The organism is Streptomyces sp. CNH189 (assembly GCF_000527195.1).
Map to the genome: position 1 here is coordinate 256,514 of NZ_AZUS01000007.1, position 13,258 is coordinate 269,771.

Consider the following 13,258-nt stretch of genomic DNA (forward strand, 5'->3'; position numbering starts at 1 on the left):
TTTCGCCGAACCAGCTCCGCGCGTAGATAAACGTCCATCAGGACGTGTTCACGTCAACTTGATGGCGTGAAACCGATGCCGGGTCACGCCTCGGCGTGACCCGGCTCGGTGCCCTCAGCCGGCCGCGTTCAGCCGTCGTCCTCCTGCCGGGGCGGCCCCGCCAGGAGGCGGCGGGGGTCCGCGGCGCGGGTGATCGCCGACTCGACCGCCGCGATGCGGTCGCCGAGGAGGGCGAGGGCGGCCACCGCGCGGCCGAGGGCGTCGTCGTCCGGGCCGCCCAGGGTGAGGGTCCGGACGTGGGCCGCCTTCACCTCCGCCCAGCGCGCCGCCTGTTGGGGTGTGAGTCTGCCGCGCAGTTCGGCGAGCTTCAGCAGGTTCGCCTCGGCGCCCGTGGTGAGGGTCTGGGCCTCGGCCGTGTAGTGGTCCCCGATGACGGCGGACAGTTCGGCGTCGTTCATCACGGGCTGGATCCGCTGGGCGATCTTGTTCATGTTGCGGTAGGAGCCCTGGAGCAGGAAGGGCGGCTCGGTGCGGGCGTCGTCGGAGCGGGCCGCGGAGGCGATGTAGGCCGCGTTCACCGCGAGGACCGTGCGGCGGGCGGTGAGCAGATGGCGCAACACCGCGAGGACGCGGTCGAGTTCTGTGGGCGCGTACGGGTGGAGCAGGCGGTCCGGGCGGGCTGTCGGGTCGTCGGAGGCGAGCCGGATCAGCAGGTCCAGGTCGCCGCGGTCGCGTCCGGCGAGCGGGGCGAGGACCGGGTTCGCGGTGAGGGCGTTCTCCACGAAGCTGAGCGCGAAGACGTCGTCCTTGCCGGTGAGGACGTCACCGAGGTTCCACACGTCGGCCCGGTTGGCCAGCATGTCGGGGACCCGGAAGACCTCGCCGGACTCGGTGTAGGGGTTGCCGGCCATGCACACCGCGAACCGCTTGCCGCGCAGGTCGTAGGTGCGCGGCTCGCCCTGCCACACGCCCTCCATGCGGCGGGTGGCGTCGCACAACGGGATGAACTTCTGGAGGAGTTCGGGCGAGGTGTGCTGGATGTCGTCGAGGTACAACAGGGTGTTGCTGCCCGCCGCCAGCGCGAAGTTGATCTTCTCGACCTCCTGGCGGGCGGTGGCGTTCGGTGCCTCGGCCGGGTCGAGCGAGGTGACGCCGTGACCGAGCGCGGGGCCGCTGATCCGCACCAGCACCAGGCCGAGTCGGTGCGCCACGTACTCCATGAGCGTCGTCTTGCCGTAGCCGGGCGGGGAGAGGAGCAGCAGCAGTCCGCCGGTGCCGGTGCGGGCGGACTCGCCCGTGGTGCCGAGCTGCTTGGCGAGACTGTCGCCGATCAGCGGCAGGTACACCTCGTCGACCAGGCGGTTGCGGACGAACGACGCCATCACGCGCGGCCGGTGGTCGTCCAGGCGCAACCGCGCGCGTTCGGTGGTGACGAGGGTGGCGCGGCGCCGCTGGAAGGCGCGGAAGGCGGGCACCTCACGCGCCCGGAACGCGTCGGTGCGGGCGAGGAACTCGTCCAGACGCAGGGTGAGGCGGCGGTCGGCGATGCGCGGGTGGGTGGAGACCAGGCCCTCGACGGTGGCGGTGAGGGACGCGTCCGACTCGTGCCGGGGCAGGTCCGGGCACAGCTCCGCGGCCACGGCCTCCGCGAGGTCGCCATCGTCCACCCGGTCGCCGGTGGCCTCGGTGTAGGCGGTCAGCCACGCCTCGACCAGCTGGCGGCGCGCGCTGAGGCCGTCGAGGGCGGTGAGGTCCTCGTCGTACGCCTCGCCGGCGACCGTGCGGCGGAACTTGTCGAGCAGGGTGCGCGCCCGCGCGCTGATCACGAACCCTTCGGGTCCGGTGGTCAGTTCGTCGAAGAGGTACGCGGCGCTCGCCTCCGGACGGACCGGCGCGTCCGGTGCCCACTCCCCCACCGCGCGGGCGAGTTCGTCCCGCAGGGCGTCCAGCGCGGGCGGGGCGCCGAAGGCGTCCCGGACCCGGGCCAGTGAGCGGGAGCGGGTCGTCCAGCCGGCGCGCTCCTGCTCCGTCGTACCGTGCGCCCAGAACAGCAGGGCGTGGGCGCGGGCGGCGGAGGCGTGACGCAGGGTGCCCGCGCCGTCGTACAGCGGGAGCAGGGAGGTGAGGATCGCGGCGGCGTCGTGGTCGTGGACACCCCGCTCGTAGCCCTCGTCGTACGCCTCCTCGGCGGCCGTGCGGACCATGGCGGTGAGGTCGTCGACGCCGGCCAGGGCGTCCGGGCCGTGTTCGTGCAGCAGGCGGGCGGCGAGGTGTTCGGCGCGGGCGACCCGCGGCGACTCGGACGGCAGCTGCCGGTCCCACAGCGGGCGGTCGGCGAGCAGGGCCGGGTCGGTGACGGGGGCGCGGTAGTCGGTGCCGGTGAGCGCGAGCGCGAGGCCGTCGTCGTGCGGGACGACGGTGAGGGCGAAGGGCTGGGTGGAGACGGCGAAGCGGTGGGTGCCGAGGCGGATGGTGCGGCCGCCGTCGGCGTACAGGTCGGTGCGGTCGCGCAGGGCGCGGGCGGCCTCCTCGCGGGCGGACCGCAGCTTGCCGTCGAGCTCCTCGGCGCGCACCCGGTCACCGAGGGCGCGCAGGTCGTCGGCGCTGCGGCGGACCTTGGCGACCAGCGGGTCGGAGGCGAAGTAGGTACTCACCGCGTCCGTGTCGGCGAGCGCGGCGCTGCGGCGGGCGATCGTCTCCAGCACCCGCTCGGCGGCGGAGGCGAGCTGTCCGGCACGTCGGGCGCGGGCGTCGGTGAGGCTCTGCTTACGGGCGGAGAACGCGTCGTAGATCTCGGTCCGCCTGTCGGCGAGTTCACCGAGGACGTCGTCGAACTCGGCGAACCGCGACTCCAGTTCCTCGAGCTGGGCGAGGACCCGGGAGAGCTGGTCGTCGCAGGCGTCCGGGTCGTCGGCGGCGGCGAGGGCGCCGGTGACGGTCTGGCCGAGCAGGGTCAGCTCGGCGGCGAACCCGGCGCGCGCCTCCCGGTCGAGCAGGCCCCGGCGACGGGTGTCGAGGGTGGCGCGGGCACGGTTGACGCCGCCCATGGCGTCGGCGACGCGCTCCAGGACGTCGGTGCGGACGGTGGCGTCGGCGATGTCGAGCCCGGCGACCACCTCGGTCACCGTGCGCAGTCCGTCGGCGAGTTCGTCGAGGCGGGCGGTGAGCGGGGCGGCCTGGGCGGTGGTGGTGACCGCCTCGATGGCGGCGTGCAGCCGCTCCAGGTCGGCGTGGTGGACGGCGAAGGCGTCCGCGCGGGCCAGGAAGGCGACGGCGCGCTGTCCGAAGGAGCCGAGGTCGTCGTCGGTCTCGGCGGCGAGTGCGTCGATGCGCGCGTGGTCGGCGTAGCGCATCTCCTTGAGGGTGAGCAGGTGGCCCTGGGCCTGGCGGAGTTCGGTGAGGCCGCGCACCCAGGCGGCGGCCTCGCGGGGCTGTTCGCCGCGCAGCCGGCGCACCACGGACGCGATCCGCTCGGCCGCTTCGTCGAGTGCCTCGGCGGCCCGACGGGTGAGGTCGGTGACGGTCTCGAACTCGGCGAGCACCTGCTCGGCGGTGGCGCGTACCTCCTCCAGCGGGCCACGCAGGTCGCCGACCTCGGGGTCGCCGAGCCAGTGGTGGGTGTCCAGGGCGCGTACGCAGGCGGCGGCGAGGGTCGCGTAGATCTCGGCGGTGGGGGTGGTCTCGGCGGCGGAGCGGGCCAGGGACAGGCAGTCGGAGATGCCGCGTACGAGGTCGGCGTTGCCCACCCGGGCCAGTGGTCCCTCGCCGGCGGGCCGTGCGGCCGCGTGGGTGTCGGAGAGGTAGGGCGAGTCCCACAGCTGCACGGGGTGCACGCGGGCGGGTTCGTCGCCCTCGGGGCGCAGCAGGGTGAGGTGGCCGTCGTCGAAGAGGGCCCAGCCGTGGCAGGCCATCGGGGTGGCGACGGCCTCGCGGATCTGGTTGTAGGAGAGCAGCAGGGCGCGTCCACGCGCGGGCGCGTGGAAGGCGTAGAGCACGTCCTCGCCGTACGGGGAGCGCACCTCCCGCTCGAACTCCATGCCCTCGGTGTCGAGTTCGTAGGTCTTGTGGCTGCCTGCGGCGAGGCAGTAGCCGCCGGGGAAGACGATGCCCTGGTCCTCGGGCAGCCGGCGAGCGCCCTGTCCGATGGCGTCGAGGCGGACGACGGTGCGGGTGAGGGTGTTGAAGACCAGGTGACGGTGGACGGTCTCCTTGTACGGGAGGATCCGCAGCAGGATCAGCGGGCCGACGCGGGCGTGGGCGACGTCGGCGTCGGCGAGGGACTGCAGGGGCTCGTCGACGGGTTCGCTGTGGATGCCGTCGGGCGTGCCGGTGTCGTTCTCCGCCTTGACGGTGAGGGTGCCGCCGAGGGTGTCGACGAACACCTCGCCCCGCACGGAGACGTGCGGGTGGCGGCCGAGGACGTGGTCCTCGCGGGTGGCGGGCGTCCACGTGATGTCGGCGGGCGGGACGCTCGCGTGGTCGCGGTCGCCGCGGGCGTCGAGGAACTTCGCGTGGCCGTCCTCGGAGACCGTCCAGCGCAGGACGCGGATGTCGCCGGCCTTCTCGCCGGTCTGGAAGACGGCGAGCAGCTTGCCCTCGACACGGCGCAGCCGCAGCAGGCGGACCTGCCGGTAGTAGCGGTGCAGGGCGGCGAACCCCCGCACGAACGCGGGGTCGTCGAGGAGGCCGGGCACGGCGTCGTCGGGCAGCCGGTTCAGGTCGCGGTCGTGCGGTACGAGGACGTCACCGACCGCGGTGTCCCGCTCCGGGCGGGGCCGGGTCTCGTAGCCGAAGAGCAGCACGTCACCGACGGCGACGATGTCGCGGGGCACCGCGGTGCGTTCGGTGTGCAGCCGCTCGGTGCCGGTGAGGCGCAGTTCCGGCGCGCCGAACTCCTCGGCCCGGCGGCGGTTCAACGCCTGTGCTCGGCGGGCCAGTTCGGATGCGCGGTCGGTGAGGCGGTCGCGCAGCACCTGGTAGGCGCCGTCGTCGACCGCCGCGGACGCCTCCGTGGCGGCGCCGGCCGGGCCGGGGCGGGCGCTGTCGTGGGTGGGCTCGTGGGTGCCGGTGGTCATGGCTGCCTCTCGGGAGGGTTCCGTCCGGGAGCCGCCGTCCCCTGTGCGGCGGCTCCCGGACGGACGGTGGTCAGGCCCTGGTGTGGCCGTTCAGCACGGCCAGCGGAGTGTCCGCCAGACCCAACTCACCCGCCTTATCGAGCAGTTGTTTGAACTGCCCGGTGTTCTCGCCGCCCTGCTTCATCAGCTTCATCAGCAGGGCGGACACGGTGAGGTTCTGCACGTCGGCCGTGGAGACGGAGCCGAGGATGCGGCTCAGGTCGTCGGGGAAGCTGGCGGAGCCGTCCAGCCAGGGCCCGGCGAGGGCCTGCGCGGTCTCGGAGTTCTTGACGAACCCGTCCACGCTCTTGCCGAGCGCGATGGACGACATCAGGCGGTCGAAGAACACCGAGTCCCCGCCGACGATGTTGATGTCCGCGTTCTCCAGGCCGGTGGCGAGGACGGTGGCCTGGGCCTCCGCGACCTGCCGCTGCACGTCGAGACCGGCGAGCCGGACGTCCTTCTCGGCCTCGAGGCGCAGCCGGTACTCCTCGTGACCGCGGGACGCCTCGTCGAGCGCGGCCATCGCCGCCGCCTTCTCGGTGAGTCCGGCCGCCTCCGCCCGCAGCTTGCTGCCGACGGCCTCCGCCTCGGCGAGCGCCTTGGCCCGCGCGCCCTCGGCCTCCGCGCGCAGCCGGGCCTCGGTGGCCTCGGCCTCGGCGCGGCCCGCCTTCTCGATGACCTCCGCCTCCTTGTCCCGCACCTGGACCGCGGCGAGCCCTTCGGCGGCGGACTCGGCCTGGACGGCCTCCGCGAGCCGCAGCTTGGCCTGTGCGTCGAGGTCGGCGGTCTTCAACCGGGCCTCAGCGAGGGTGAGTTCCTCGGCGGCTCGGTGCGTGGCGGCCTGTTCGGCGGCCTCGGCGGCCTTGATGTCCTTGACCAGCTTCTCCTGCGCCTCGGCCTCCGCCGCGATGATCACGGCCTGGCGCCGGCGCTCCGCCTCCTCGACGGCCCGCAGCTTCTTGATGGACTCCTCCTGCTCGGCGACCGTACGGTCCACCGCCACCCGCTCGCGGACGACCTCGGCGATCTCCCGCTTCTCCGCCTCGACCTCCTTGTCGGCGGCGATCCTGGTCAGCGAGGTCTCCCGCTCGCGGGCGATGACCTCCAGCAGACGGTCCTTCTCGATCCGCTCGCTCTCCACGGCGATGACCCGCTCGCGGTTCTTCGCGGCGACGGCGACCTCGCGGGCCTGGTTCTCCCGCTGCACGCCGAGCTGTTCCTCGGTCTTCAGGAAGGCGCTCTGCGCCCGCAGCCGCTCCTCCTCGACCACCCGCGCGGTCTCCGCCTCCTCGCGGGCACGCACGGTCTCGATCTCCCGCTTCTGCTTGATCTCGGCGTCCGTCTGCCGGCGCTGGAGCTCCAGGATCGCCTCGCGGGCGTCGACGTCCTGCCGGGTGATCTCCTTCTCCTCGTTGCGCTGGGCCTCGTTGGTGCGGACGTGCTCCACCGCGGTCAGCTCGGTGATCTTGCGGATGCCCTGCGCGTCGAGGACGTTGCCCGGGTCGAGCTGGGTGAGCGGCGTCTGCTCCAGGTAGTCGATCGCCGCGTCCTCGAGGTGGTAGCCGTTCAGGTCGACGCCGATGACCTCGATGATGCGGTACCGCAGTTCCTCGCGCTTGGTGTAGAGGTCGGTGAAGTCCATCTGCTTGCCGACGGTCTTCAGCGCCTCGGAGAACTTGGCGTGGAAGAGTTCCTGCAGGGTGTTGCGGTCACTGGCGCGGGCGGTGCCGACGGCCTGGGCGACCTTGATGACGTCCTCGACGGTCTTGCTGACCTTGACGAAGAACGTGATGCGGATGTCCGCCCGGATGTTGTCCCGGCAGATCAGGCCTTCCTTGCCGGCCCGGGTGATCTCGATGGTCTTCACCGAGATGTCCATCACCTCGGCCTTGTGCAGCACCGGCAGCACGACCGAGCCGGTGAAGGTCACATCGACCTTGCGGGTCTTGGAGACGATCAGCGCCTTGCCCTGTTCCACCTTGCGGAACAGTTTGGTGACGAGCAGCAGACCGATGAGCACGAGCAACAGGGCGGCGCCGGCGAGTACGGCGATGCCCACGGTGGCGGCATCCATGGGACACGTCCTTCTGGGCTGACATAAGGGCAGAAGTCGGGTGTGTACGGCGCCTCGCGGGCGAGGTGCCTCAAGGGTGTGGTGCCTCGCGCGGGCGAGGCGGTGGCGTCCGGTGGAGAGGGAGACGGCTCAGCCGGCGGAGCGGTTCTGCGCCGGATGCGGACGGACGGCGTCCGCGGTGTGGCGCGCCGGGCGCGCCGTGCCGTCCCGGTCCGCACCGCGGGTGCGCGGGGACCGGGACGGCATGGGTTCGTCAGGGGCGCTGCGGTGCAGCGGGCCCGTGCGGCGGGGGGCGGTCAGACCGTCGGCACCCTTCACGAAGCCGCGCATCCCCGCCCCCTTCCGTCCATCGGTCGACGTCATCGGGTAGCACTGCTCCCCTCCGGTTCCGGCGCGGACACCTGCCGGTGTCCGGCACCGGAACCTGCGCAGTGCTCCCCGCGAGTCATGCTGCCCGGTCGGGGGTGCACAATGCATTGCCGGATCCCGGCAAAGTTCATTAGGGTCTGCATGCCGGTGAGCCGCCATGGACGCAGTCGCAGTCGGCGCGGAACCGCATCAGGAACGCGTCAAGAGTTGGGGGGACGACGTGACGGAACGAGACCTTCCGGAGCAGTATCTGGAGGGCTATGCCCAGATCCTGGCCGAGGTCGCGGCCACGGGCAGGCGCCTCACCCGGGACGAACTCGCCTCCCGCCGCGCCCTCGGGGAACAGGCCGCGGAGGCCGGCTTCGGTCTGCGCTCCCTCGTCATCGCCCATCTCGCCGGGGCGCGCGGCGCGTGGCCGGCGCGCGGCACGGACGCGGCCGACGACGCCCTCGCGGCCGTGCAGCAGGTCGTGGACGCGTTCGCCGAGGGGTACGAGCGGGCGCAGCGGCAGGCGGTCCGTCAGGAGGAGGCGGCACGGCGGGAGTTCATCGACGACCTGCTCTACGGCCGCAGCGACCTGGGCCGGCTGGCCGAGCGCGCCGAGCGGTTCGGGCTGCGGCTGTCCCACGAGCACGCGGTCGCCGTCGCCCGGGGGCCCGTCGCCTACGAGGAGGGCGACCCGGTGCCCCGGCAGGTGGAGCGCGCGCTGATCTCCCGGTTCGGCGACCGCAGCATCCTGCTCACCACCAAGGACGGGCGGCTGCTGTGCATCGCGCCCGGCCACCAGGGCGAGGTGCTCATCCACTTCGCCAAGCAGGCGCACGCCGCCACCGACGGCGGACAGGTCGCCCTCGGACGCCCGCAGTCCGGCCCCGGCGGGGTCGTCCAGTCGTACGAGGAGGCGCTCAACGCCCTGGAGATCGCCGAGCGGCTGGGCATGGACGACCCGGTGCTGCGCGCCTCCGACCTGCTCGTCTACCCCGTGCTGGCCCGCGACCGGCAGGCCATGGCCGACCTGGTGCACAACACCCTGGGTCCGCTGACCGAGGCCCGCGGCGGGGCCGGGCCGCTCATCGACACGCTCACCGCCTACTTCGACTCCGGCTGCGTCGCCGCCGAGGCGGCCCGGCGGCTCTCCCTGAGCGTGCGGGCGCTGACGTACCGGCTGGAGCGGATCCACCGGCTCACCGGCGCGGACCCCGGGGACCCGGCGCACCGGTACATGCTGCAGACGGCGGTCATCGGGGCCCGCCTGCTGGACTGGCCGGCCGCCGCGGCCTGAGCCGGCGCGCGGGCCGGGCCGGGCCGACGGCCCGGCCTCCACCTCCGTCCCGAACGCCGACCCGGTCTCCGCCTACAGCTACGGCCCCGGCACCGGCACCGCCCACAGTTACGGCTGCGGTTCCGGGAGGATTTCGCGGCGCAGGTCCTCCGGGCCCAGGGCCGTCAGCTGTGGCACCTCGGTGTTCCACTGCGCGGCGAAGTCGTCCAGGGCCCGCCCCCAGGCGCGGGCGAGGGGGCGGCGGAACAGGCGCAGGGCGAGCGAGGCGACCGGGCGGAGCGCGCCCCGGCCACGCAGACGCGCCGTCACCCTCACCTCCCAGCCGTCGTCCTCGCGCGCGGGACGCGGGAGGGCCACCAGCTCGGCGCGGGCGATGCCGCACGTCAGCCGGATACGCAGCGGTGCCTTGCGCGCGGGGCGGTCCCGGTCCGCCGCCGTCCACCAGTCCTCGCACCGCAGGACGGCGTCGCCGCTCGGCCGGGACAGCGCGGACCACACGTTCTCGATGCGTGCGCGGCCCGTCAGTTCGACCAGGTCCGGGCTGTCCGGGCCGCGCAGCACGGCATGTGCCGAGAGGACGCCGTCGGGCGCGGACGCCGCGACGGCGAGACGCACCGCCCGGGTACGGCGCCACTCCTCGACGGTGACGCGCACCGTCTCACCGGCGGCGGCCCCGGCGTCCCCCTTGTCGTACCCGGTGTCCGAGGTTCCGTCGGTGCGGTCGGTGCCGTCGGAGCTCCCGGTCTCCTCCGCGACGCTCTCGTAGACGGCGCCCGGGCGCAGGTGGCGTCCTTCGACCAGCCGCACGTCCGGCACCTCGCGTCCGTCGGGCAGCAGGACGTACCCCGCCTCCGTGCGACTGCTCTCGGCGAGGTCCATGAGGACGCCGAGGGCGTCGACGAGCCAGGGGCGCGGGACGGGGGCGAGGACCACCGTGTGGGCGAGTCGGACCATGGGAACACGGTGGCGGCCGTGGGGTGCCCCGGTCCATGCCCGTGCCCGGCAGAACGTCCGCCGGGGTGCTTCCGGGGCTCGGCAGCGGGGGCGGCGGGCGCGGCCCCCGGCGGGTGAGGGGCGGTCAGCCCTCGACGAGGGTGACGTCCTCGTGGCTCACGGCGTGCGGGACGGGGATCACCAGGAGGCCGCTGCCGCGCAGTTCCAGGACGGTGGCCTCCACCCGGGCGGGACCGGCCGCCAGGGCGTTCCGCGGGGCGGTGCCGCTGTTCTGCCAGCGGTGCTCCTCACCGTCGCACACCGCGCCGGTGCCGCCGATGCCGTAGTTGATCGTGGGCGTGCCCTGGCTGACGGAGGAGCTGACGAAGACGGGGCCGGTGCCGGCGGTGCAGCGGTAGGTACCGGAGAGGGTCACGGCGCCGTCGGCGGTGACGCGGCCCTCCGGGTCCACCGTCACGTACTCCTCGGGAACGGCGGACGCGGATGCCGAGGGGGCCGCGACGGCGGTGCCGAGCAGCAGCAGGGCGGCACCGGCCGCCGTGCCGAGGACGTGGCGTACTGGCATGGGGGAACCTCCGGAGAAGGGCGGAAGGGTGACCTCCAGCAGTACCCGCCGTGCGGGGGCACGGCCACTCATCGTCACCCTTCGGTGGCGGAGCCGCCTCGGCCGTCGGGGAACCGTCCCGGGAGTGTCCGGGGACTGTCACGCTTCCCGCCCGGCCGTATCGGCGGGTGCCCCGGCCGCCGCATGGTCGTGCTGTACGACGCGCTCGTACGTCAAGTTCGGATCGTTCCACCGATGTGGAGGTGCGCCATGTGTGCCCACCGGACGTCCTGCGACCCCGCCGACTCCCCCGCCCCGCACGTGGTGGCCGCCCACCCCGAGCAGGGGTGGACCCTGCTGTGCGACGGCTCGATCGTCTTCGACGACACGGGGGAACTGCGCCCCGACGGCCGTGTCGTCGCTCCGCACCGGCTGGCGGTCGCGGCGTGAGGGGCGCCCCCTGCCCGAGTGACCGTTCGCGCAGTTCCCCGCGCCCCTGAAGGGGCAGGCTCAGCCCTCCGTCACGAACCACCGCAGCAGCGAGGCCAACCTCTGCGGGCGGTCCTCGGCGATCAGGGTGCGGGTGTTCCTCAACTCCACCAGCCGCCCCTGCGGCAGCAGTTCCGCCAGCAGGCGGCCGTGTTCGCGGGGCATCATCAGGTCCTCCCTCGCCCAGACGATCAGCGCGGGGCGGTCGAAGTACCGCAACCCCTGTGCCGCCTCGAGGAGTTCCGTGCGCCGGACATGCGTGATGTAGTGGCGGAAGTCGCGGCGGATCGCCGGGTCGGTGCGCAGGGGCCGCAGCCAGCGGTCGACGATCTCGTCCGGCACCGGGCGCTTGGTGAGCGCGCCGAAGCCGACGGGCAGCCGGCGCAGGGGCTTCCAGCCCAGGGTGCGGATCAGGAGGGGGACGCCGCCGGGCACGCGGCAGGCGAGGCCGATCATCCTGCCGGGCGGTCCGGGCGGGTAGTTGTCGAAGGCCTCGCAGGAGATCAGCACCAGCCGGGCCAGTCGCTCGGGGTGCCGGGCGGCGACCGTCTGGGCGCGTCCGCAGTCGCTCTCCACGAGGGTGACGTCTTCGAGGTCCAGCCGGTCGAGGAACTCCGCGATCAGCTCGTTGACCAGGTCCGGTGTGGGCGGGCGGGTCATGGGCCTGCGGTGCGCGCCGTACGGGAGGGTCGGCGCGAGGATCCGGTGACCGGCGCGCAGTTCGGCGACGACGTTCCGCCAGACGGAGGCGTCGTGGAGGAGTCCGTGCAGCAGCACGACGACGGGTCCCTCGCCGCCCGTGTCCTCGTACTCGACGGTGCCCGCGCTCAGCTCGATCTCCGGCATCACCCCAGGCTAGGAGGCGTGGGCCGGGCGCGCCCGGCGGCTCACGGGAGCAGGGCGAAGCCGTCGAGTTCGACCATCGCCTCCTCGTCCCACAGCCGGACCACCTGGACGACCGCCATCGTCGGGTAGTCGCGGCCCGCCAAGTCGCGCCACACACCGCCGAGTTCGCGGGCGTGTGCGCGGTAGGCGGCGACGTCGGTGGCGTAGACCGTGACGCGGGCCAGGTCGGCGGGTGTGCCGCCGGCGGCCCGCAGCGCGGTGAGCAGGTTGCCGAGGGCGCGGGTGAACTGCTCGGGCAGGGTGTCGCCGACGATCTTCCCGTCGCCGTCGAGGGCGGTCTGCCCGGCGAGGAACACCAGGCGTGTGCCGGTGGCGACGACGGCGTGCGAGAAGCCGGCCGCCGGGGCCAGGTCGGGCGGGTTGACGCGCTCGGCGGTCACCGGTCCTCCAGGGTCTTGTACAGCTCCTTGGCGATGATGCCGCGCTGGACCTCGCTCGCCCCTTCGTAGATGCGGGGGGCGCGGACCTCGCGGTAGAGGTGTTCGAGCAGGTGGCCGCGGCGCAGGGCGCGGGCGCCGTGCAGCTGGACGGCCGTGTCGACGACGTACTGGGCGGTCTCGGTGGCCAGCAGCTTCGCCATCGCGGAGCGCCGGGGGACGTCGGCGGCGCCCTCGTCGTACGCGGTGGCCGCCGCGTAGACCATCAGGCGGGCCGCCTCGGTGCGCACCGACATCTCGGCGACCTGGTGGGCGACGGACTGGAGGTCCTTCAGCCGTCCGCCGAAGGCGTCCCGCCTGGCGGTGTGGGTGACGGTCGCGTCCAGGGCGGCCTGCGCCATCCCGACGGCGAAGGCGCCGACGCTGGGCCGGAACAGGTTGAGGGTGTCCATGGCCACCCGGAAGCCGGCGTCGGGCTCCCCGAGGACGTCGTCGTCGGTCACCGGCACACCGTCGAAGCGCAGGGCGCCGAGGGCGTGCGGGGAGATCATGTCGAGCCGGCTGCCGGTCAGGCCGGGCCGGTCGGCAGGCACCAGGAACGCGGTGACCCCGCGTGCGCCGGCCCCGGGGGTGGTGCGCGCGAAGACGGTGTAGAAGTCGGCGTCGGGGGCGTTGGAGATCCAGCACTTCTCGCCGGTGAGCCGCCGGCGGCCCGTGCCGTCGGGCTCCGCGGACAGGGACAGCGCCGCCGCGTCCGAGCCGGCGCCCGGTTCGGACAGGGCGAAGGCCGCGATCGCGGTGCCGTCACCCACCCGGGGGAGCCAGCGCTCGCGTTGTGCGGGGGTGCCGTGGGCGTGCACGGGATGGGCGCCGAGCCCTTGGAGGGCGAGGGCGGTCTCCGCCTCGGTGCACGTGCGGGCGAGGGACTCGCGCATCAGGCACAGCTCCAGCGCGCCCGAGGTGAACAGCCGGGCGAGCAGCCCGAGGGCGCCCAACTCGGCGACGAGGGCGCGGTTGACGCGGCCCGGTTCGCCCTTCTCGGCGAGCGGACGGAGCCGTTCGGCGCCCAGGTCACGCAGCTCCGCGCACCGGGCGAGTTGTGCCGGTTCGAGCGAGAATGCGGTCATCGCCGGTCCCTTCCCTCGC

General features: G+C 73.8%; 10 protein-coding genes. 2 read left to right on the forward strand and 8 right to left on the reverse strand.

Features of this window, described 5'->3' with window-relative positions:
• Positions 1-128 precede the first annotated feature (128 nt).
• The 3 genes from B100_RS0112580 to B100_RS0112590 all read right to left on the reverse strand — a co-directional run bounded on the left by B100_RS0112580 (position 129) and on the right by B100_RS0112590 (position 7,521).
• The gene (locus B100_RS0112580; protein WP_024884794.1) at positions 129-5,075 is read right to left on the reverse strand and encodes a DNA repair ATPase; all 4,947 of its coding nucleotides are present in this window, start codon (positions 5,073-5,075) and stop codon (positions 129-131) included.
• Between the two features lie 70 nt (positions 5,076-5,145).
• A complete protein-coding gene (locus tag B100_RS0112585) occupies positions 5,146-7,191 on the reverse strand; it encodes a flotillin family protein (RefSeq protein WP_024884795.1) in 2,046 nt (681 codons plus the stop codon).
• Between the two features lie 129 nt (positions 7,192-7,320).
• The gene (locus B100_RS0112590) at positions 7,321-7,521 is read right to left on the reverse strand and encodes a hypothetical protein (RefSeq protein ID WP_024884796.1); all 201 of its coding nucleotides are present in this window, start codon (positions 7,519-7,521) and stop codon (positions 7,321-7,323) included.
• Between the two features lie 259 nt (positions 7,522-7,780).
• On the opposite strand from B100_RS0112590, the gene B100_RS0112595 reads away from it, so the two are divergent.
• Positions 7,781-8,842 carry a helix-turn-helix domain-containing protein gene (locus tag B100_RS0112595; RefSeq protein ID WP_024884797.1) on the forward strand — a complete coding sequence of 354 codons (1,062 nt, stop codon included), beginning with the start codon at positions 7,781-7,783 and terminating at the stop codon, positions 8,840-8,842.
• A 108-nt stretch (positions 8,843-8,950) separates the two neighbouring features.
• Here B100_RS0112595 and B100_RS34835 read toward each other — a convergent pair whose 3' ends face one another.
• Positions 8,951-9,796 carry a hypothetical protein gene (locus tag B100_RS34835; protein ID WP_024884798.1) on the reverse strand — a complete coding sequence of 282 codons (846 nt, stop codon included), beginning with the start codon at positions 9,794-9,796 and terminating at the stop codon, positions 8,951-8,953.
• 124 nt (positions 9,797-9,920) lie between these two features.
• Positions 9,921-10,361 (reverse strand): DUF6299 family protein, encoded by a 441-nt coding sequence (locus B100_RS0112605; RefSeq protein ID WP_024884799.1) that lies wholly within the window; start codon positions 10,359-10,361, stop codon positions 9,921-9,923.
• Positions 10,362-10,610: 249 nt separating this feature from the next.
• On the opposite strand from B100_RS0112605, the gene B100_RS0112610 reads away from it, so the two are divergent.
• Positions 10,611-10,790: a DUF5999 family protein gene (locus B100_RS0112610; protein WP_024884800.1), complete on the forward strand. Its 180-nt coding sequence runs from the start codon at positions 10,611-10,613 to the stop codon at positions 10,788-10,790.
• A 60-nt stretch (positions 10,791-10,850) separates the two neighbouring features.
• On the opposite strand, the gene B100_RS0112615 is transcribed toward B100_RS0112610, so the two are convergent.
• From B100_RS0112615 to B100_RS0112625, 3 genes are read right to left on the reverse strand one after another with little or no spacing between them, the layout of a single operon-like run.
• On the reverse strand, positions 10,851-11,675 hold the full coding sequence (locus tag B100_RS0112615) for an alpha/beta fold hydrolase (RefSeq protein ID WP_024884801.1): 825 nt from the start codon (positions 11,673-11,675) through the stop codon (positions 10,851-10,853).
• A 41-nt stretch (positions 11,676-11,716) separates the two neighbouring features.
• Positions 11,717-12,115, reverse strand: coding sequence for a RidA family protein (locus B100_RS0112620; RefSeq protein ID WP_024884802.1), 399 nt, complete (start codon positions 12,113-12,115; stop codon positions 11,717-11,719).
• The gene (locus B100_RS0112625; protein ID WP_024884803.1) at positions 12,112-13,239 is read right to left on the reverse strand and encodes an acyl-CoA dehydrogenase family protein; all 1,128 of its coding nucleotides are present in this window, start codon (positions 13,237-13,239) and stop codon (positions 12,112-12,114) included. The genes B100_RS0112620 and B100_RS0112625 overlap by 4 nt, the downstream gene beginning before the upstream one ends.
• Positions 13,240-13,258: the final 19 nt, after the last annotated feature.

Excerpts from the sequence above, each read along its gene's own strand:
- B100_RS0112580 (WP_024884794.1), bottom strand. The coding sequence starts at position 5,075 with ATGACCACCGGCACCCACGAGCCCACCCACGACAGCGCCCGCCCCGGC.
- B100_RS0112585 (WP_024884795.1), bottom strand. The coding sequence starts at position 7,191 with ATGGATGCCGCCACCGTGGGCATCGCCGTACTCGCCGGCGCCGCCCTG.
- B100_RS0112590 (WP_024884796.1), bottom strand. The coding sequence starts at position 7,521 with ATGCGCGGCTTCGTGAAGGGTGCCGACGGTCTGACCGCCCCCCGCCGC.
- B100_RS34835 (WP_024884798.1), bottom strand. The coding sequence starts at position 9,796 with ATGGTCCGACTCGCCCACACGGTGGTCCTCGCCCCCGTCCCGCGCCCC.
- B100_RS0112605 (WP_024884799.1), bottom strand. The coding sequence starts at position 10,361 with ATGCCAGTACGCCACGTCCTCGGCACGGCGGCCGGTGCCGCCCTGCTG.
- B100_RS0112610 (WP_024884800.1), top strand. The coding sequence starts at position 10,611 with ATGTGTGCCCACCGGACGTCCTGCGACCCCGCCGACTCCCCCGCCCCG.
- B100_RS0112615 (WP_024884801.1), bottom strand. The coding sequence starts at position 11,675 with ATGCCGGAGATCGAGCTGAGCGCGGGCACCGTCGAGTACGAGGACACG.
- B100_RS0112625 (WP_024884803.1), bottom strand. The coding sequence starts at position 13,239 with ATGACCGCATTCTCGCTCGAACCGGCACAACTCGCCCGGTGCGCGGAG.